The sequence below is a fragment of the Komagataeibacter melaceti genome (genome assembly GCF_003403295.1).
Lineage (GTDB): Bacteria > Pseudomonadota > Alphaproteobacteria > Acetobacterales > Acetobacteraceae > Komagataeibacter > Komagataeibacter melaceti.
This window is the reverse complement of the sequence record NZ_QUWV01000144.1, coordinates 1-19,760: the sequence shown is the minus strand read 5'-3', so window position 1 is coordinate 19,760 and position 19,760 is coordinate 1. Positions and strand designations below refer to the sequence as shown.

At 61.7% G+C, this 19,760-nt stretch carries 22 protein-coding genes; 9 read left to right on the top strand and 13 right to left on the bottom strand.

Annotation, left to right across the window (positions count from 1 at the left end):
• The 5 genes from DY926_RS14200 to DY926_RS14180 all read left to right on the top strand — a co-directional run.
• The coding region (locus DY926_RS14200) for a DinB/UmuC family translesion DNA polymerase (protein ID WP_456305933.1) at positions 1-825 on the top strand (825 nt) is incomplete at its 5' end.
• Positions 826-835: 10 nt separating this feature from the next.
• Positions 836-1,081 carry a hypothetical protein gene (locus tag DY926_RS14195; RefSeq protein ID WP_116703960.1) on the top strand — a complete coding sequence of 82 codons (246 nt, stop codon included), beginning with the start codon at positions 836-838 and terminating at the stop codon, positions 1,079-1,081.
• Between the two features lie 3 nt (positions 1,082-1,084).
• Entirely contained in the window at positions 1,085-4,231 is a 3,147-nt protein-coding gene (locus DY926_RS14190) for an error-prone DNA polymerase (protein ID WP_116703959.1), read from the top strand.
• A gap of 64 nt (positions 4,232-4,295) precedes the next feature.
• Positions 4,296-4,568 carry a BrnT family toxin gene (locus DY926_RS14185; protein WP_116703958.1) on the top strand — a complete coding sequence of 91 codons (273 nt, stop codon included), beginning with the start codon at positions 4,296-4,298 and terminating at the stop codon, positions 4,566-4,568.
• Positions 4,528-4,797, top strand: a complete 270-nt coding sequence (locus DY926_RS14180) for a BrnA antitoxin family protein (protein ID WP_116703957.1) — start codon at positions 4,528-4,530, stop codon at positions 4,795-4,797. Before DY926_RS14185 ends, DY926_RS14180 begins: the two co-directional genes overlap by 41 nt.
• Positions 4,798-4,830: 33 nt before the next feature.
• Here DY926_RS14180 and DY926_RS14175 read toward each other — a convergent pair whose 3' ends face one another.
• The 5 genes from DY926_RS14175 to DY926_RS14155 all read right to left on the bottom strand — a co-directional run bounded on the left by DY926_RS14175 (position 4,831) and on the right by DY926_RS14155 (position 9,075).
• The gene (locus DY926_RS14175) at positions 4,831-5,475 is read right to left on the bottom strand and encodes a hypothetical protein (RefSeq protein WP_116703956.1); all 645 of its coding nucleotides are present in this window, start codon (positions 5,473-5,475) and stop codon (positions 4,831-4,833) included.
• Positions 5,476-5,486: 11 nt separating this feature from the next.
• On the bottom strand, positions 5,487-6,206 hold the full coding sequence (locus DY926_RS14170) for an HNH endonuclease (RefSeq protein ID WP_116703955.1): 720 nt from the start codon (positions 6,204-6,206) through the stop codon (positions 5,487-5,489).
• The gene (repC, locus tag DY926_RS14165; RefSeq protein ID WP_116703954.1) at positions 6,203-7,507 is read right to left on the bottom strand and encodes a replication initiation protein RepC; all 1,305 of its coding nucleotides are present in this window, start codon (positions 7,505-7,507) and stop codon (positions 6,203-6,205) included. Before repC ends, DY926_RS14170 begins: the two co-directional genes overlap by 4 nt.
• 381 nt (positions 7,508-7,888) lie before the next feature.
• Positions 7,889-8,566, bottom strand: a complete 678-nt coding sequence (locus tag DY926_RS14160; protein ID WP_241503242.1) for a transglycosylase SLT domain-containing protein — start codon at positions 8,564-8,566, stop codon at positions 7,889-7,891.
• Positions 8,567-8,610: 44 nt separating this feature from the next.
• Positions 8,611-9,075, bottom strand: a complete 465-nt coding sequence (locus tag DY926_RS14155) for an SH3 domain-containing protein (protein ID WP_241503241.1) — start codon at positions 9,073-9,075, stop codon at positions 8,611-8,613.
• Positions 9,076-9,209: 134 nt separating this feature from the next.
• Between DY926_RS14155 and DY926_RS14150 the strand changes: the two genes are divergently transcribed.
• Positions 9,210-10,130, top strand: a complete 921-nt coding sequence (locus DY926_RS14150; protein ID WP_116703952.1) for a DsbC family protein — start codon at positions 9,210-9,212, stop codon at positions 10,128-10,130.
• The gene (locus tag DY926_RS14145) at positions 10,127-10,813 is read left to right on the top strand and encodes a hypothetical protein (protein WP_116703951.1); all 687 of its coding nucleotides are present in this window, start codon (positions 10,127-10,129) and stop codon (positions 10,811-10,813) included. The genes DY926_RS14150 and DY926_RS14145 overlap by 4 nt, the downstream gene beginning before the upstream one ends.
• A 63-nt stretch (positions 10,814-10,876) precedes the next feature.
• On the opposite strand, the gene DY926_RS14140 is transcribed toward DY926_RS14145, so the two are convergent.
• Positions 10,877-11,608 carry a hypothetical protein gene (locus DY926_RS14140; RefSeq protein ID WP_241503240.1) on the bottom strand — a complete coding sequence of 244 codons (732 nt, stop codon included), beginning with the start codon at positions 11,606-11,608 and terminating at the stop codon, positions 10,877-10,879.
• A gap of 109 nt (positions 11,609-11,717) precedes the next feature.
• On the opposite strand from DY926_RS14140, the gene DY926_RS14135 reads away from it, so the two are divergent.
• On the top strand, positions 11,718-12,077 hold the full coding sequence (locus tag DY926_RS14135; protein ID WP_116703950.1) for a hypothetical protein: 360 nt from the start codon (positions 11,718-11,720) through the stop codon (positions 12,075-12,077).
• 156 nt (positions 12,078-12,233) lie between these two features.
• Positions 12,234-12,638: a hypothetical protein gene (locus DY926_RS14130; protein ID WP_148707802.1), complete on the top strand. Its 405-nt coding sequence runs from the start codon at positions 12,234-12,236 to the stop codon at positions 12,636-12,638.
• Between the two features lie 44 nt (positions 12,639-12,682).
• On the opposite strand, the gene DY926_RS14125 is transcribed toward DY926_RS14130, so the two are convergent.
• Genes DY926_RS14125 through DY926_RS17375 form a run of 7 tightly spaced genes read right to left on the bottom strand, consistent with a single transcriptional unit; the run spans position 12,683 to position 19,114 of the window.
• The gene (locus tag DY926_RS14125) at positions 12,683-12,973 is read right to left on the bottom strand and encodes a hypothetical protein (protein ID WP_116703948.1); all 291 of its coding nucleotides are present in this window, start codon (positions 12,971-12,973) and stop codon (positions 12,683-12,685) included.
• Entirely contained in the window at positions 12,970-13,296 is a 327-nt protein-coding gene (locus DY926_RS14120; protein ID WP_116703947.1) for a hypothetical protein, read from the bottom strand. The genes DY926_RS14125 and DY926_RS14120 overlap by 4 nt, the downstream gene beginning before the upstream one ends.
• A 5-nt stretch (positions 13,297-13,301) precedes the next feature.
• Positions 13,302-15,638 (bottom strand): DotA/TraY family protein, encoded by a 2,337-nt coding sequence (locus DY926_RS14115; protein WP_116703946.1) that lies wholly within the window; start codon positions 15,636-15,638, stop codon positions 13,302-13,304.
• Between the two features lie 3 nt (positions 15,639-15,641).
• On the bottom strand, positions 15,642-17,216 hold the full coding sequence (locus tag DY926_RS14110; RefSeq protein WP_116703945.1) for a hypothetical protein: 1,575 nt from the start codon (positions 17,214-17,216) through the stop codon (positions 15,642-15,644).
• A 7-nt stretch (positions 17,217-17,223) separates the two neighbouring features.
• Positions 17,224-18,405 carry a hypothetical protein gene (locus DY926_RS14105; RefSeq protein WP_241503238.1) on the bottom strand — a complete coding sequence of 394 codons (1,182 nt, stop codon included), beginning with the start codon at positions 18,403-18,405 and terminating at the stop codon, positions 17,224-17,226.
• Entirely contained in the window at positions 18,402-18,953 is a 552-nt protein-coding gene (locus tag DY926_RS14100; protein WP_116703944.1) for a hypothetical protein, read from the bottom strand. The genes DY926_RS14105 and DY926_RS14100 overlap by 4 nt, the downstream gene beginning before the upstream one ends.
• On the bottom strand, positions 18,950-19,114 hold the full coding sequence (locus DY926_RS17375) for a hypothetical protein (protein ID WP_158552018.1): 165 nt from the start codon (positions 19,112-19,114) through the stop codon (positions 18,950-18,952). Before DY926_RS17375 ends, DY926_RS14100 begins: the two co-directional genes overlap by 4 nt.
• Between the last annotated feature and the right edge of the window lie 646 nt (positions 19,115-19,760).

The window sequence follows — 19,760 nt, the reverse complement described above, 5'->3', positions numbered from 1 at the left end:
CGGCCTGTCCTGCCTCGGGACATGATACAGGACCGCCGTTCGTTTGTGGAACCCATCTCCACGGCGGAAGCCATCGCGACCGTCATCAGGGTGCTGGTTGGCGCCGTGTGTACGGCACTGCAGCAACGTGGGGAGGGTGCGAGGCAGCTCGACCTGCTGTGCGAACGCGTGGATGGCGGTGTGCAGGCGGTCCGGGTCGGTACGGCCTCTCCTGTGTGCGATGCGGACCATATGGGACGCCTTCTGCGGGCACGGATCGAGACGATCGAACCCGGCTTCGGCATTGAAGCGATGAGCCTCGTGGTAAGGCAGTCCGAGCGACGCAGCACCCGTCAGTTGACGGGCATGGCCACGGAGCTGTCCGCCCCCACGGCAACCGACGCGGACCTGCTCGATCGACTTGGAAACAGCGCAGCCCTTGATTCTGGGCTGGTGCGCTTCACCCGGCTCGAAAGCCATATGCCCGAACGCACTCAGGCCACGGCGCCCGCCAGGCCCGATATGATGACCTCTGACTGGACATGCCCGTGGCCGCGCCCCGTGCGCCTGTTCAGCCCGCCCGAGCCCGTCATCATGATCCGTCAGGACGCGGCTGGCGTGCCGGGGGAGATGGCATGGCGCGGCCATGCCTATGGGCTTGTTGCATGCGATGGCCCCGAGCGCGTGCACGGTGAATGGTGGCGCGACGCTGGCGAATACGGAAACATCCGGAACTACTGGATTGCGGCAGAAAGGGGTGGCCTCCAGTTCTGGCTGTTCCAGTCCGCCCGCGACCCGGGGACGCCTGATTCTGCCGCGCCGTGGTTCCTGCATGGTCTTTTCTGAGGAGCGCGCAATGATAGAGGACACTCCCCCCGATCTGCGTCCGGCCAGTCTGGAGGAAATCGAAGCCTCCCTGTCACATGGCCTGCGCTACGATGGCCGGCGCAAGGTTCATACGGCGGATGAAATGATGGCCCGCATTACGGCGGAACGCCTCGTGGCCTATCTGCAGGCCTGCGGCTACGTCATCCTGCGTCGCACAGGCGCTCCCGCGCCCAGCACCAGTGCACATCATCATCCCCATGCGGAGCCGGGATAGGCGATGACCGGGTATGTCCCGCTCCAGGTCGCGACGAATTATTCCTTCCTGCGGGGCGCAAGCCATCCTGATGAACTGTTCGCCACGGCGAAGGCGCTGGGACTTCCCGCGATCGGCGTCACCGACCATAACAGCCTTGCCGGGATCGTGCGGGCGCACCGGGCGGCTGGCGAACATGGGGTCCGCCCTGTCGTCGGCTGCCGTCTGGATCTGGAGGATATGCCGCCCGTCCTCGCCTATCCCACCGACCGGACGGCCTATGGCCGTCTGTGCCGTCTCCTGACGCTGGGCAAGAAACGGGCAGGGAAGGGCGGCTTTTCCCTGACATGGCGGGATATGGAGCGGGAAGGTGCGGGGCTTCTCCTGGTCCTGTTGCCGGATGTGCTGGAAGTTCCCCCTGTCGAAGTCCTGGCCCGCATGGCACGGCGTAGCCACGAGACCGGCCTGCCCGGGTATGTCGCACTTGTCCGGCGCTTCCGGCCGGGAGATGCCACGCGCCTTGCCGCGATCGAGGAACTGACGACAAAGGTCGGCCTGCGGACGGTCGTCACGGGCGACGTTCTATATCACAGCGCCGAACGGCATATCCTTCAGGATGTGCTGGGCTGCATCCGCCATGGCTGCACGATCGACCGGTTGGGAGACCGGCGCGAAACCTGCTCGGGCCGTCACCTGATGGCTGAACGCGAGATCCGCCAGCACTATGCAGGCCATGAGGCCGCGATTGCACGTAGCGCCGAAATCGCCGGGCTGTGCCGCTTCTCGCTTGATGACCTGAGTTACCAGTATCCGGATGAAACCGACGCATCAGGGAAAACGCCACAGGAAGCCCTTGCGGCCCTTGTCCGGACGCATCTGAAAGATCGCTATCCTGCAGGCGCACCGGACAGCGTGCTGGCCCAGCTCCGCCACGAACTCGACCTGATCGCATCACTGGATTACGCACCGTATTTCCTGACGGTCAACACGATCGTGCGGCATGCCCGCCAGCAGGGTATCGTCTGCCAGGGGCGCGGGTCCGCCGCCAATTCCGCCGTCTGCTACGTACTGGGCATCACCGCCATTGATCCGGTCCGTTCCGGCCTCCTGTTCGAGCGGTTTGTCTCGGCGGAGCGGAAGGAGCCACCGGACATTGACGTGGACTTCGAGAGTGAGCGGCGCGAGGAGGTGATCCAATGGATCTACGCCCATTACGGACGGGACCGGGCGGCGCTGTGCGCGACGGTGATGCGCTATCGCCGCAAGGGCGCGCTGCGCGACGTGGGCAAGGCGCTGGGCGTGCCAGAGGATGTCACGGTCGCCCTCTCGCGTCATCTGACCGGTCTGTCTGCAGACGGCGATACGCTTTCGGACCGGGCGCGGGAACTGGGTCTGAACCTTGATGACCCGCGCCTGCGCCTGACGTTGCATCTCGCGGGGCAACTGATCGGCTTTCCCCGCCAGCTTGGCACCCATCCGGGAGGCTTCGTGCTGACCCGCGACCGGCTGGACGACCTTGTGCCCATCGAGCCCGCCGCGATGGAGGACCGCCAGATCATCGTCTGGGACAAGGATGACATCGACCACCTGCGTTTCATGAAGGTCGATGTGCTGGGGCTGGGCATGCTGGGCTGCATGCGTCGTGCCTTCGGCCTGCTTGAAACCGCGCGCGGGACACGCATGGACATGGCTTCCATCCCGGCCGAGGATCCGGCCACGTACCGGATGATCGCCCGGGCGGACACGATCGGTACATTCCAGATCGAGAGCCGCGCGCAGATGAGCATGCTGCCGCGACTGAAACCGCACACATTCTATGATCTCGTGGTGCAGGTGGCGATCGTTCGCCCCGGCCCCATACAGGGCGACATGGTGCATCCCTACCTGCTGCGACGTGAGGGGAAGCAGAAACCGGACTGCCCTTCCCCTGCGCTGGAGCGCATCCTTGGCAAGACGCTGGGCGTACCGCTGTTCCAGGAACAGGCCATGCAGGTCGCCATTCACTGTGCTGGCTTCTCGCCCGGCGAAGCCGACCAGCTACGCCGTGCCATGGGCACATTCAAGGGAGAGGGAACGGTCACCTATTTCCGGGACCGTCTGATCAACGGCATGACAGAGCGGGGCTATGATCTCGCATTTGCCGAGCGCACATTCGCGCAGCTGGAGGGGTTTGGCTCCTACGGGTTCCCTGAAAGCCATGCAGCAAGCTTTGCCCTGATCGCCTACGCCTCGTCCTACATCAAATGCCACCATCCGGACGTCTTCTGCGCAGCCCTGCTCAATTCCCAGCCAATGGGATTTTACGCGCCGGCACAGATTGTCAGCGATGCACGACGGCACGGTGTCCCGGTCCGTCCGATCTGCGTCAACGCCAGTCGGTGGGACTGTACGCTTGAGAAGGCGGGATCAGGGCGGTTTCTGGCCGTACGGCTGGGATTGCGGCTGGTGAAGGGATTATCCAACCACGAAGCGGCGAAACTGGTGGCGTGCCGGTCCTCGGCCTATGAAAGTCTGGATGACATGTGGCGTCGGGCCGGACTGGATCAGCGCGCCCTGCAGGTGCTGGCCGAAGCCGATGCATTTCATGCGCTAGGCCGCGACCGGCGGGGGGCGCTATGGGACATAAAGGGTCTGGCGGATAGCCCGATGCCGCTGTTCGCCGCGGCCGACCAGCACCGTAACCGCCCGGAGCCAGAGATTGTCGAACCCGTTTTCACGCTCCCGGGCATGACGGAAGGGCAGAATGTGGTCGAGGACTATCACGCGGCGGGCCTTACGCTACGCGATCATCCTGTCGCATTCCTGCGTGAGGAACTGGACTATCGTGGAATCACACGCTGTGGCGAACTGCAGGCCCTGGCTGACAGGCGGCGCATCACCATTGCGGGCGTCATCATCATGCGCCAGCGCCCGGGCACAGCAAACGGGACCATGTTCCTCACCATTGAGGACGAAACCGGCATGGCCAACCTGATCCTGTGGCCGGACCGGATAGAGCGGCAGCGCCGCATCGTGCTGTCAGCCAGCATGATCGCGTGTCACGGAACCCTCCAGAAAGAGGGTGACGTCATTCATGTCGTTGTCAGGGAACTCGATGACATGACGCCGCTGCTGGCGACGGTGGGGCAGTCCCAGAAAACGCTTGCCATTCGGTCGCGAGATTTTCACTGACTCGATATCATGTAATCATTAGAACCGCGTGGACATGTCCGGTTTATGTAACTACATTAAATAAATGGACATCACGTTTGATCCGATCAAAAGAGCCAGAACCATCAGGGAACGAGGGTTGGATTATGCGGATGCAGCCAAGGTGTTCGCAGGGTTGACGGCAACCATTCAGGATGAACGGCAGGACTATGGCGAGCCTCGTTTCATCACAGCCGGCTTTCTTGATGGACGGCTTGTTGTCCTTGCATGGACCCCGCGCGGCGCGGCCCGCCGTATATTTTCGATGAGGCATGCACATGAACGCGAAGAAGCTCTCTGGCGCAAACGCATGGGTTGATCCCGATGATGCACCGGAACTGACGGAAGATTTCTTTGACCGGGCGGAAATACGGCAGGGCAACCAGCTGATCCGGCGCGGTCGGCCCGTAGCGACACACCCAAAAAAGCAGGTGACACTGCGCCTTGATGAGGACGTGCTGGCCGGATGGCGTGCAACAGGGCCGGGCTGGCAGACCCGCGTCAATGAGGAGCTGCGCCGCATACTGGAACGTAACGCGCCGCATTAACCCGAACCCTATGGTAGCACAGGAAAAAGAACCTTAGCCGGTTCCTTTACTTCTGTTCCGCCAGGCGCCCAGGGACACCACATTTCCATCCTGCACCACCGGTTCGGTCTGGACAGGTGTGCTCACGGGCAGCTTCTCAGATTTCGTCTTCCGCACATGCCGGCCTTCGCGATAGCGTTCGAGACAGGCGATGACGACCTCCCATCCGCCGATGATCCGGCCGCTCAGGATCCACGTCTCGCTGACCTGCTGGGCGGCAAGCGCCCGCTGCTGCCGGTAGGCGGTATCCATGAGCCTCTGTTCGACATTCGTGGCAAGGCGTATCTGCCGCTCCCGGATGATGAGGTCACGGGCTTCTGCCGTTTCGCTGATCGCCAGTGTAACGGCAGGCTGGAACCAGGCACGCAGGGCATCCTCCAGTTCGGCCGCGTCAGCAAAGACGCTCAGGTCCCATTCCCTGAGACGGGAGCGCACCTCACGCGCGCCCTCCCGCTTCAGGGTGGACAGGGCGTAGGGCGGCTTCTGTCCGGCCTCTTTCATCACCTCGACCACGTCGTCGCGGTCAAGGCTCAACATCTGCATGAACTCCACCGAACGCGCCTTACGGCGTTCCAGCGGAAACCGCGCGACGGTCAGGGCGTTGGCAATGGGTTCTACGGGAGCGGGGTTATCTGTCATTTCTACCTCGATCAGCGCATTTCATCATTGCGCGACTGCCTTGCCAGCGCGACCAGCCCCTGCTGTGTTTCCGCCGCGCGGGCGGTGGCGTCCGCCATTGGGCGCACGCCGAACACCTTTTCCACCCATGTAATATCACAGGTCCAACCGGTATGTCCGCTGCGCCAGTGCCAGTGGGCCATGGCGTTATCCGCGCAGGTACGGGCCTGCACGAGCGTCCACCCGTTGACCCATGCCAGCCAGCACAGGGCATGCTGCTCCTTTCCTGTCGCCATGCTTCGTCCCCAGTGACGCACGGCATGGCAGTCGGGACACAGGGCAATCACGCCCTTGAGGACCTGGATGAAGCGGGTGTCGTCATAGGCCCAGCCTTCGTCGGCCTCGACCGGATGATCGGGACCGACGCCGCCACAGATACGGCAGCGATAGCCCGCGCGCCTGTATGCGTCGCGTCGGGTCCTGTCCCAGTCCTCCCGGCGCAGCATGGCGCGCAGGTTCCAGCCCCACAGCGACTGCGGCACCATCCACGGTCGCACGTAGGGCGGCCTGCGGTCAGGCCGAAAGCGGAATGGCAGGTAGGCCCGGACCGGCGAGTTTTCACTGATGCCGCCGACACCGCCATCCCAATAGAAACAGCGTTTACTATCATCCCACCGCGCACCGGCCTGGGCAGCGTATTTCGCGGCATCGCGCGGAACGCATAGCGGGATGGGATCATGCCCGCCCGTCATGGCCGTTGTCCGGCGGTATGAACCTGGGACCGCCTGGCTGGGAGTGCCGTCCGGGCGCATGCATCCCGCAGGGCGTAGAGGCTGCGGTCGAGATAGAGCGCGTGACGCGCGCCACGGTCCACCAGGGACCGGAAATAGGCGTCCCGATAACGGATTGCCTCGCCCCGCTGGAGACGTGCGGCCATGATGATGACGGTAATGCTTGCCTGCAGGCGGCCGAGAACCACACAGGCCTGCCGCCATGCATGGTGGGTGATGCCTATCTGGCCGGAAAGATGTTCCGCAGCGTCGGTCAGTTCGGGCTGTGTCGGTCGGTCGGTTGGACACAGGTCGCGCAATGGGGGGCAGATTTCGAGATAGAACGTCGATGTGCCGCGAAACCCGCGCAGTGCGGACAGTTCGTGCCGGGGTTCTGTTGCGGCCGGGTCCGCTGGCGCTGCGCTCCGCATTGCTTCAATGCGATTGCGGCCGGTGGCCGCTACGTTGACTACCTTAATTTTGGATAGATTGTTTTTTGTATCTGTATAGTGGGTGCCGGAATCGGGGTCCATGGGTGCCACTTTCGGGGTCCATCGGGCATCGGATTCCGGGTTATCCACAGGGGTCGGAACTGCTTCGAGCTGGTGCCAGATCGCCTTCATGTCGTCATGATAGGCCGCAAGCGTCGCGATGGACTCCGTGCGCAGCCGTCGGCGCATGATGCCTGCCGCACGCATGATGACCGCCTCATCATCGCGCTGCTCGGCTAGCTGGCGTATCGCCCCGTTCAGATCCGCGATCGCGTCGCGCAGGAACCTGACCTGGTCGCGATGGCGCCGCTCCGCTTCCAGCATTTCCAGGAACCCGGGCCAGCGATAGCGCAGCGAGGCAAGGCTGAACCCGACCCTGCAGGTATCGTCCTCACCCCGCCAGCGCCGCCCCCTCTGGCCGTTCCGCCCGTCATGGGCCGTCAGCATCCGTGCCTCGGCCAGTTCACGCACAGCCCTGCGCAACGACGTCAGACACAGCCCCGTCCAGTTCACGAGTGTTGAATTATGGGCGTAGATGAAAGGCGTTTCCCCTTCGTCCCAATCTCCTGTCGCCGTGTGCTCGACCATGCACACCAGAAGTTCGAAGGCGTTGCGGCCAAGCCCGAGCGGACGGCGCAGTGCGCGCAGGACCCGCACCACGTCATACTTGCCAGGAAAAGCCGGCGCGGGCCGATCCAGTTCGGCCATGGCGTCGAGCATGGCGGGCGTCAGGGTACGCTTTCCGCGCCGGCGCACCGGGCGCGCATCATCATTGTGGTCCTGTATCACCATTCGCAAAAAGTCCGGGAACTAGGGAGTTTTCAGGAGCCTCCCGGCTTCGGGCACCAGACAAACCGTCCCCGTTCGCAATTTTACCTTGCGTTCCGACGGGACTTTCATGTACGAGGAAATTGTCGCATTTCTTCGTACATGAACTACGTTTTTGGGTGCCCTGGCTTTTCCGATTTGGCGATCGGGGGAGGCAGGGTTTCTCATATCTGGGCTAGGTCATCGGTGGGCCTCTGCAATCATGCGCCCGGTCTGCATGGCTATGCGGCCCGCGGCTCGAAAACACCTTGCCCCGACTCATTTCGCACCACAAGGAAAACCTTGGTAAACCGCTGTTTTTCTTGCGTTTTTGTGTCCATTTTGGCACGGGACCCGAAAGGCGGTTCATGAGGTGATGACCGCCTCGCTGGCACCATTTCCCATGCGATTTGAGATGGTTGCGTAGTATTGCCCTACGGTCCAGCCACTCATGTTGTTCGCGGCGAGGGTACTGGCGGAGACGAACTTGCTCAAAGGGGCACTGCTATCCGACTCGGTTGCGATCTCCGATCCGGCCTTTGTCCCGAACATGTAGGCGCCATAGGTCTGGGCAGCGGTGGCACTTGTCCCGGTCGCTTTCGAGACCGCTGCGGCATAGTCGCTGATGACCGCGCTGGCGACCTGCGCCTGCACGGCGGGATCGCTCCTGTCAGCGTCGCTGAGCCCCAGTTCGGACGCATACTGGTTCCACGTGCCGTTGGTGACCTGCCATACTCCCTGCGCCGAGGACGTCGCGTTGCCGACGTTCTGGAAATGGCTTTCGATCTGACCGAAGGCCGCCAGGGTGTCCGGATTGATCCCTTCATCCTCGGCCGCGTTGACAGCGGCCGAACCGTAGGACTGGCTGAGCAGGGTGGACATCGCGTCAGTAGATCCCCACGCCCCGGTATAGTTCGTGCTGGCGGTCGACCCGCCTGACCCTGACGACGAAGCCGATGCCCCGGCATAGACGAAGCTCGGCGTGCCCGGCTCCATGATGCTCGGAATGATCTGCTGGGGAACCTGCGCCATGGCGATCGGCATGGACAGTGGTGAAACCAGCCACGGCAGGAGAAGGCCGCGTCGCATCATCTGTCGGGATGGGAGAATGCGATCATGCCATTGGGCCGCTGCCCTGCGACGACGCAGCCTGTCGGGTGATCGGCGACGAGCGGGCGATATGCGACGACATCCCCGCTCGGGATCCATGCAAGGATGTGCCCGCTCAGTTCCACCTGGGTCCAGCCATCACGGGTCGTGTCGGTAACCGCGATCTGGGGGGCTGCGACGCCCACCTGACGCGCAGAGCGCGAGGGCGCTGCATAAAGCGGCTCGAAGTCCCGGGCGGGGCTCATGCATGTGGCGGGCACGGGAAGGGGAGAGAGAGGTTGCGCCAGTGCGGGCGGGTTGATCGGCGGCCCCCAGTTCCGGTGCCCGATCTCTCCTGCCCGTTCAGTCGAGAGACGGTCCAGTTCGTCGGGGGAAAGGTGCTGGGCGAATGCCGGTGTGCCCACGAGGGCCAGGCATAGCATCGAGGCGCATGTCTTTCGCACGGGGAGGTCTCCTTGGCAGTGCGTTCGTTACGGGACTCACAGTGCCATGCCCGTTTGTGGGTGCGAACACGCGACGGAAATCCGACCCACAACCATGCGTGAGACTCTGGAGGAACACAGAAGGAGCCTCTTTCATGAAACGTCTTGCACCGGCGGCCGCCATCGTTGCGATGGTCGGGGTAGCCCATGCCGCGCCGCAATGCCCGTCCGCACAGGGCAGCCCACCATCCCAGGCGGTCGCAACCGCGCAGCAGGGGCCGACCGAGCCGCAGGCCCGTCCCATCCCGGCCAGTGAGATTGGCGCCAGCCCCGCACTTGCGCGGATTGCAAGTAATGGCGCCGCCCTGTTCGACATCGGCCGCCCCGAGGACCAGCATGGCCTTCGTGCGGTCTATGCACGCAATGGAGACCATTTCAGGGTCTTCTTCATCACGGCCGATAACCAGGCCGAAATCGGTGGCGTGATGTGGGATGCGGCTGGGCACAACATCACCCGCGACGAAGTGGCGCCCATCCGCGGCACCATTCCCACCGTGGTCCTGGATACGTCCAGAAGCACGGCAGGCGACGCGGGGGCATCCGCCGTGAACCCTGTCGGACGCCTCGCCGCAACCTCCTTTGGCCTGTATGGTCGCAAGGACGCGCCCCGCGTCTATGTGGTGGTCGATCCACTCTGTCCGTTCTCGATACGCGCACTCCAGACGCTGCAGCCCTATGTCGATGCCGGCAGGGTGCAGCTTGCCATCGTGCCGATTTCCATCAACGATCACGAAAACGACGGGACCAGCACGCCTGCGGCAACCGCGATGCTGAGTGTGTCACCTGACGACATGGTCTCGATGTGGCGGCGGATCATTACGCTGGAACATGCCCCGGCTGATATCTCCGTGTCCGATGGCGCGGCGGCGGCGCTCAAGCTCAATCTCGCGGCCGCGCACGCCATCGGGGTGCGGGGAACGCCGACCGTCGTCTGGAGCGACCGGAAGGGCATGCCGCATGAAGAGGCGGGGCTGCCTGACGATATGGATGGCTTTATTGCAGGACTGGCCCCGTGACCCCGCCGCAAAAACGCGGACGGGTGGTCCGTGCGATGAAATGGCTGTCCTTTCCGTTTCTGGTGCAGTTCGTCAGAAGCTACCAGCTCGCGCGGGATGGCATGCGCGCGCTCGGCGATGTGCCGCGGGAACAGGATGTCCCGACTTCCGTCGAAGGGCCTGTAATCGACGATAGGGCCATTGAGCAGCGGGAGGACCCCAAAACCAGCCGTTACAGGCGCTTTTGCGTCCTGCTGCTGATAATAATCGTCGTCGGGCTATGGTGCGACGCGATCTTGTGGAGCGGGCAAGGTCTTTTCTCGGCCGTGAGCATCGGGCTTCTCGCACTGGCCCTGATACTGGTTTCCCAATATGCGAGCCTTCGTTTTCCGGGCGGGTCCGCGTCCGTCGTAGCGTCAATGTCCCAAGAAGATGCCATGCGGTTGCAGGCGCGGCTGAGAACCCGGCGCTACGGCCGGTTCTGCGCCCTGCTGCTGGTCATTCTCCTGGGCATGTGGGCCTACGCCGTCATATGGCAGGGGCAGGGTGTTTTTTCGCCCGCAAGCATCCGGTCCGTCGCGCTGACGCTCATCCTCGGGTCCCAGTATGTGAGCCTGTGTTTCTCGAACTGGATGGCGCGGCTGCCCGGACGGCGATCGTTCTCCGAGTTCCTTCAGGACGGGCGGGAGTTCTGGCCACGATAACAGGGTTCACCATGCGCTGGACGTCCGGCAACACACCATCACAAGCGGTTCTCGCTTTCTGCCTTACCGCTCGTACAACAGGTGCTGAATATAGCTGGCGTGCCCACCCCGCGATCCATACTGCGCGCTCGCCTTCTGCACGAAAGATTGGTTTCGCTTCTCAGCAATCGCATCACCGCCCTGTATCGTGGTGACGCCATAATGCGTTGTCGCCCAACTGATGTCGCAGCGCCAGTCACTATACGCGCTGCGCTCGTGCCATTGCTCCATCGCCTCGTCAGCACAACGCGTAGCCGCGGCGCGCGTCCAGCCATTAACTTCCATCATCCATGCCAGCGCCTCATCCTGCCTGCCTGCACTCATCGTCTTGCCCCAGTGACGGACGGCATGACAGTCAGGACAGAGCGCAATCACGCCTTTAAGGGTCTGCACCCGCGTGGCGTCATCGTAGTGCCAGCCTTCATCCGCCTCGACCGGCCATTTCGGACCCCGCCCACCACAGACGCGACAGCGCGAACCTGCCCGGGCATAGGCATCCTTGCGAATACGGTCCCAGTCTTCTTTTGCGAGTAATGCCCTGAGATTCCGGCCCCAAAGTGCCTGCGGCACCATCCACGGCCGGATATAGGGCGGCTTCCTGTCTGGCCTATAGCGATAGGGAACAAACGGCAGCAAAGCGTCCAGACGATCAACGCTTGCCTTCCAACATTTCTCTTTCCCATCAAAGACGGCGCCGGCCGCTTTCGCCAGATGTCGCTGGTCATGGGGGACGCAAAGGGCTACAAAAACGGACATTAAAATATCTCATTGACTGTAATGTCTCAAAAATGCCCAATCCACTGGCAGCGATCAAGTTGCTCGCCCCTCGGTCAACATAGTGCGTTGGGGCACGGGGTAGAACCGAATGAGCGATTTCAAGGACTCAGAATATTACGGCTCCCGTGTGGAGCCGGCGCGGCGTGAATCAGGCTGGCTCTCCGATGGGGACTTCATCCGCCGAGGTCGAGAGGAATACAGGGATTATCGGATGGGGGCGGGAGGGCAGTCGCCCTCAACCGCAAAAGGCATCTTCTCCCTGATCCTGCTGATTATGGCTGCGGGGGCGCTGTTCTCCATTGCCCAGGGGCTGGAGGTCGTGATGAACAATGCCTCCAACGCCGTCGACGACGTTGGCAGGTCCCTTTTTGCCTTTCCCTGGAAAGGGATAGCGATCGTAATCGCTGATATCTGGCTGGGCATATATACCTGGCTCAAGCTAGCGTAATTCGTGGTCACGCGGCGTGAATTTGGCAGTCAGCCCGCTTTTCCGAACTGGATAGCCCGACGGCCCGGAATGTGGCACTTCTGTTCGACGTGGCACGGACAGGAGCCCTATCGCTGTTCGCGCCTCGGATGACGGGTGGCGGCGGAGCAGGACTGGATGAGCGATTTCAAAAACTCACGACACTACGGGTCTCGGGTGAATCGTGCGCGAGACGAATCAGGATGGTTATCCGACGAAGAATTCACCCGGCTTGGGCGTGAGGAATTCAGGGATTTCCAGCAGGACCAACAGGGTTATCGGCAGGATAACTCGCAAGGCCACCAGCAAGGAACAGGCATTGATCTGTCCGATATCCTGGATGGTATTTTTGCGCTGATCAAACTGGCTGTAGTGTGCGGGCTAATATATGTCATCATCCGTACGGTCGGGCAGATTCTGGACGAAACCGTCGGTGTGGTTCTTCACAGCGTGTTTTGGGTACTCGCGAGGATTCCCTGGAAAGCTGTCATAATGGTGATTGCGGTTGGCGGGCTATACAGATTTCTCCGACGGCGGGTATGACCCGTCGTAAGGGATTTCTGCTGAAAAGACGTCTGTTGCAGTATCTAAAAGGTTCCAGCCCTGCGGGATTGGCTACCCACCGACCACGACGCACCTTCGTAATCGGGCCTGTCCGCCTGGTCGGCCGGGTCCGTTGGTTTCACGATGGTACCATCGCGCGAAGCAACCGGAGGCTTCCAGCGTGCCGGCACCGATCCGTAGGGCGCGTACGGGTCATAAAGCGCCTGCTTTACTGCCGGGGGACGGAGCGGGCGGCTTGAGGCGGATGTAAGGTTCCCGTGGGAACAGCCCGAGACCGCCAGTGCCAGTCCGGCTACCATGACAAGGTGCCTCATGCCCGGCGTCCTTTAAGGGCGGCCAGTTCTCTTTCCAGTTCCGCTACGCGGTCTGTGGCATTTTTGGCTTTCAGCTCACGAGATTTACAATATTTTTCCCACGCAACTGCAAGGTCATAAAATTTGTCACGGTCTTTTTTAAATTTCTCGGTTTCGCTCTTCCAATGTTCAACATCTTCTCGAAGCTGCATGACCTCCTGCTGCAACGCCCCATTCTGTCGCACCACGGCATTGTAGTCCTCGACCGAAATCGTGCCATCGGCCATACGCTCCGCTGCCAGACGGATCCGGTTAAGCTGATTATATTCAAGAAAAGTACTCATTTAGCTCATCCTTCCTCGCGACCGGCAACCATAAGGTGGGACTGTGTAGTTGAATCTACGCCGTTCTTGCCGGGCGCGCCAGCAGGGCCTTGCGAACCTTTTTCCATACCGGCAGGGCCGCCAATGCTCTGCTCCGCCAGGGCGACGCCCTTTTCCATATGTGGCCTCAGAGGCTGCGTAGCGCCATTTGAGAAGCTGTCGCTATCGACACGGCTCATCGTGTTCATTCCTGCCATGGACGGCAGATGATGCGGCAGGGTGGAAATCAGGCGAAACGACATGACCGCAAACGTCATTTCCGTGGTGACGTACATGGCGAGCATCACCACAATGGCGATGAAGTTGTCCACCACGTCACCCTGCGCGAAGACGAAGCTGGTCGCTATCGAGAAGCTTTTCATCAGGAGCCACGACATCGCGGAGAAGATCGTGTAGCTCAGGATCAGGCCAATCACCATCATGGAGGGCCGGAAGATGATGGTGAACAACACCTCATATCCCCGGATGCCCTTGCCATGCAGGCCCTCTCCCTCGAACACCATATGCGCGAGCATCCATAATGGAACAGCTATGACCGCCTCGATCACAAGGATCAGCCATCCGGCCACGCCTGCAATCCAGTACAGATAGGGGGTCATCGGCAGGATGTAGGCCAGTGTGATGCCTGGCACCAGAAGCATGAAAGCCCCTGCAAAAATCGGGGTCAGGAGCGAACTGATTGCGCCGCTGAAAACGACAGCCGATGCGCTGGCGGCCGCCTGTGCGGGATTGGCGGTCATAACTCCGGCCACGGCAGACACCGCAGACGCGGTTTTACTGGAACCGATGGCGACCACGCCAATGATGGTCAGGGCAATATGGATCAGCAGGTGCCCCAGCGTAATCATGCCCGCCAGGGGATCGGTCCAGCCGGACCCGCCACCCCTAACGGGATGACTGCTATCCACACCCGAACTTGGCGCGATCATTTCGTTCAGGATGAGGTTAAAGACATCCTCGTTGATTCCCACCGCGCGGGTGATCTGTGTTAGCAGCGAGCCCGGCGTACTGCCGATCCGCCCCCGGGAAAACATGCGCGTAGCGCCGTAGGGTGCGCTGGCCTGGTCTGCGGTGATGATGGTGTCTTCCTGCTGGGCGAGGTAGTTGCCAATTGCCTGTGCGAACGGATCTATGTCATCGGAAAGATACCATCCCAGACCCGTCCACGAGGGGGCGGTGATGGTTGGCTTGAGGGACGAGAAAGCGAGGATCTCCGAGTTCAGGCTGGCAATCTCCAGATAGTAGGCTCCCAGCCCGCTCCAACCGAGATTATGCAGCGCCGTAACCCCGGCATCCGTACCCGATCCGCTTGCGGCAGAACGTATGGTAGACACTGCGCTCGACGCGATCGTATACAGCGCGTCGGAATAGGACGCCGCATTTACGGTCAAGATGGCGTCAAGCGACCTGAGCGCTGAAACATCCCGGGTCTGCCAGAGCGTCTCAGCCAATATCTGTACCGGGCCACGAATCCTGCCGACAAGGTCAGTCAGCGCCTGCCGCTCCCGTGGTGCGAGGCCAGACAGATTAACATAAGGCGCCAGGACCGAAGACGATATTCCGGCGTTAGACCGTGGCAGGTACAGAACGATGCTGCCGCAGGGTGCGGCAGCCGTATGCTCATTCGCGGCCAGATCGTAGGAGAGGGTGACCGTTCCTGCGCCGTCATCGTGAACCTCGGGCGCGGGGAGCATGTTGCTGTTGTTCGATGCCTTGTTGACGATGGCGCGACAGAGTTCACTCGCCATCACGCTGAAGATGATTTCACGGGTAGAGGGCGCCATGGGTTCCGCCAGAGGCAGGGCATCCGGACCCACGGCGTTTATCGCGATGTTCTGCAGGTTTCTCGCCATGCCTATGGCGGATTTGGAGAGCACCAGAATCATGTTCTGCCCGGTGGAAAATCCGCCAAGGGCGGTGACAGGGCTCATCATGATGAGGGCCATTGCCACACGTACCGGAACCCACCCGTTGAAGCTGGCCGAAAATATCTTGCCGCTCTCGGCGGTACGGTGAATCTGGATGACGGTGGCATACGAGATCCATGCCGCGACGATCAGCATGACATAGGCGGAAAAATACGAGAGCATCGTTCCCGTCGCGGTCTGTGTGGAGCCGGTCATCGGAAAAATGCTGTCCAGCACACGCCCGGTCCAGTCATCCCCGGCGGCTAGGTCGCTCCATGTCACATTGGATGCCGTCGTATCGGCGTGAGCGACCCCTGACAGGAACATGCATCCCATCACGAGCAGGAACGTGGCCGGCACGCACAGGCCGACCAGACGCAGACGTGTGTGGATCATCGGTTAGCGCTCCATAGACGGACTGTTGTCGCGCTCACGCCGCTGGCCGAAGGTATGTTCGAAGAATTCACGAAACTTGTTCGCCAGTCGCTCGACCATCTCCCCCACCTGCTGGAGAAAGTTTTTTCCCGGATATTCTCCAGGGATTTTTTCGAGTTCGAGACCCACGCCCCCGACACTCCGCATGGCCTCGATGACCGGCTCCTTGTCTGATGCCCCGCGCTCACGTGCTTCGGTCTCCAGCCGCCTGACAGTGGTTCGCAGGTTGGTCCCCGCCTGCATGAGTTCCCGACTGGCTGCCATAAAGTTCGGATTACGCTGGACGATCGCATCATATTGCTTGCGCAGGTTGGCGTAGGGGCCGTCGGACGTCATGCCCGCGATCACCTCGCGCACCGGCTGACCGCTTTTCCGGGCCGCGGCTTCAATACTTTCAAAGAAGACGGGTTCTTCCCGGCGCAGGTTCCCGATCTTGTCCCGCACGGCCTCCACGGCTTCGGCGGTGCGGTTGACGAATTTGTTGACGCGACGCTCGTCTTTTTTGCCCATGAAGTTATTTGCCCATTCCTTCACGCCAGAGACCGGTGAGGGAACCGTAGCGGGCGCCTGTTGTGGCTTATTCTGTGGCGCGGGGGATGGCTGCGTTTGTGACTGTTCCGGACTTGGTGACGACCGATTGGACTGAGGAGCATCGGGCATTTTTTCGCTGTTGAGCGCGGATGAAGGCGGTGCAGCTTCCGTTTCGTGCGCCGTTTTTGTATCCGTGGCACGCGGAGTGTCTTCAACTTCCTGAGTGGACGAAGGGGGCTGGTTTTCGTGGTTACGCGGAACATCATTTTCGTCGCCACGCGTCGGCTCGTCGCGGGTTTCCTGTGGTGTGGCCCGCCCTTCGGGCTCCGGGACGGAATCCTGTGCAGCTGCTGCCTCTGTGGACGACGGGGCAAAGCCCGGATCACCCGCTTCCGGCGGGAGCGGTTCTGCTGAAGAAGGTGCTGGTTCTGGGGCCGTCTCCGGGGTTGGACGCGTCTGTTGCGGCGGCTCAACCACCACTTCAGGAGCGGGTTTCGGCGGGACGGGGTGCGGAGCGGCTTCATGTGCCATTGCGGGCTGCCCAAGTGCGGCCTGCACCCTCTGCACAAGATGGTCGGCCGCCATGCGCGCCATGAAGGAGGTCTGCTGTTCGGGCGTCATCCCGGCGGTTTCCATTGCCACCGACCGGATGTCGGCAATCAGTTGCCGGTCATGCAGCCCTCCCGTCTGTTCCACCGCTGCCCTGACCTGCGGGTTTTCCAACCCCGGATAGGTGGATGCAAGCTGCGCCATACCCGCCGCAAGGATGGGTGAGACAGCCGGGGCCTGACCTGTCCCGCTGAATTTCTGCCAGTCCTGCATGAGCCATGCGACCTGCGTGCAGAAGCGTGGATCGTTCTCCAGGGCCGGGTTTTCGGCGAGACGTTTCTGTAGGTCTTCAAGGTCTTTTGCGAGGCCGCGCTCGCTTTCCGGAATGGCGCGCTGCTGCGCGTCCAGACTGGCGAGGGCCGTTCCTATGAAACTCTGTGGCGTCACCGTATCGGACATATGTTCCTCAGTTGTTGGAGGTTGACGGGACAGGCATCGGGGAGGCCCGGGGCCTGCGCTGTTCCGCCGCAATGGAGAGGCGCGTGGCCTCGGCCAGGGCACGGCTGTGGTCGAGCTTGAGCTGCTGCCAGAGCAGCCAGTTGCGTTGCGCATCCAGGAGGGCGATCTGCACGAGCACCGACTTTTCGCTCGGCATGGCCTGCAGGTCGGCCTGCCAGTCGGTGCCCGAGTATTTCCGGTTGACCTCCAGTTCCGTGGCTTCGAACTGGCTTCCGGTATCGGTCTGGGTAATCCCTTCGCGTTGGGCCTCGGCTTTCTGGGCCGCGGAAAGGGTTACTGTTCCCGCGTGCCAGCTCAGCACGTCATCACCGATCTTGTGCGCCAGCGAAATCGCTGCACTGTAGGAGCGACGTCCCGGCAGGGCCTGCTGCCCCTCGGTTGTCGTCAGCGCGCTGCCACGAAGCGCAGCGGGTGCGACCGGCTGGATCAGCGTGGTCTCGAAATCATTGGCCTTGTCGATCGCCGTCTGGTCGGCATAGACGGGAGGCGTCAGGAGGCTGGACGCACTCTGGTCAGCCGCCTTGAGGTCGCTGGTCGCCAGGGAGCAGATCCCGGCCTCGGCTTCGGCGTCATCGCAGTACTTCGAGAAATGGTGGGTGTTATTCGCCTGAGACGCCTGACCAGCCCCAGCCCATGAAGGCGTGTCGCGGGCGGCACGGGTGCGGCTGTCCTTCGCGCCATCGAGGGCCGCTGCGACTTCCATCGCATTATGCGCCGCGACAACGGTCGACTGGCCCCCTTCAAGATTTAGGCAGTCCTGGCGGTTTACGGCATGGTTGTCGCGAATGGTTGCGTTACGTACGTCACGGGCCAGCCTGGCCTGCACCATGTTATTCGCGTCTGCGATCTGTTCCTGCGCACCGATCTGCGCCTTGAGATAATTGCTGATCTGGGTAAAGCCACTGCCAAGGGACATGTTAATCAGCCCGAGCGTCTCGTTCAGAACCGTCCGGGTGGTTGTGATGACCGTGTTCATTGCCCCCTGCATGGTGGTGATCGCGGCGACGATCGGCCCGACATCAAGCCCGAAAAGCGCATAGGCCGGACGGGGCGCGGCCATGCTGCCCGCCATGAACGATATGATGACGATGACGATCAGGCGGCCCCGCCATGGCGTGCGGCCCATCATTGGGTAATCTGGGAAATGCCGGTGCTTTCCCCCATGAGCTGGAGCGTATAACCGTCAGGCAACTGGGTATCTCCGGTCACATCCCATGAACTGTGGCCGTTGGTATTCGTTGACGCGCTGATCAGCGCATCGCCGCCGCCCCCGAAATTCAGCGAGGGACAGAATGAACCGGCGCCAAGTCCGAGATTGAAATTGGTATCGAGCCCGGTCACGGTCAGGCCGCACTGGGCCGCCCCTTCCATATCTTCCCAGGCCGACGTGAGTTCAGCGCAGATTTTTCCCATGGCCGCCTGCGCGATCGAGGCAATGTTGATGCCGTTCGTCAGGATATCGAGCCCGACGCCGCTGAAGAAGTTGCCCAGGCAGGTAAACTTCGTGACGGACTTGGGAAGCTTGATGGTGGCGTCATCAGCACTCATCTGCGCGGCCATGCCGGTCGCGGCGGACTGGATCAGCGCCTCGCACCCCTGGGAACTCGCGGCGACCGCACTGGCATCGTATCCGAGGCAGGCCGTCACCATCACGCAGGCATATAAGGTGCGTTTCACGTAGCCGCTCCCTGCGCCGTGGACCGGGGCTGCTCGCCGCCACCGTTATCTTCGGCGGCCGCTTCCCCATACCACCCGCGCCCGAGAACCGAGCGGGCGCGCGCGGCGTCCAGCCATTGCGGCATACGATCCGTGACAACACGACCTTCCTTATCTTCCATGACTGGCTCCGACAGACGTTATCGTTATGAGGATAGGTCTGACGGTTGTGGGTGCGGACTTTGCCATCGGTGCCGACGCAAATGTATCCGGCCGGAATGTGCGTGCTGCACCCATGCGGAAAGTACATGGCAGGTACGCCGTGAGGTATTCCGAAGGCCAAACCGTGAATATACCTACATCTTTCGGTAGGCCCACATTACTTAGAAATATCGGGGGAATGGTTGATTATGCGTGCAAAGCTGCCATTCGCGGTGTAATGTAACAAATATATTCAATACTGATTGCAGGTCAGGAGGGTTCTTGTGCGGTCTTCACTAATAACAGGAAGCGCATTTTCCCGTTTTTATCAGGACTATTTAACTCCTGTATTTATCGGCTCCCCCGCCCCTACGGTGCGAACGGGGACGGACGGCAGGTTCCCTGAAAATGGAAAGGTCGGCCGGACACCGCGCTGGAGCGCGGATGAAGAGCGGTACGTTATGTTAAGGTACCCGACGCAGGTCGCGGTTAAATTTATCGCGCACGTCACGGGGCGTACCGTACAGGCCGTACGCGCCAAGGCTATTCGCCTTGGCGTACGTCGACCGCTACGCGGTCGGGCGGCTGACGCCGCCTTGCTCATGGCGCCCCCCCCCCCCCCCCCCC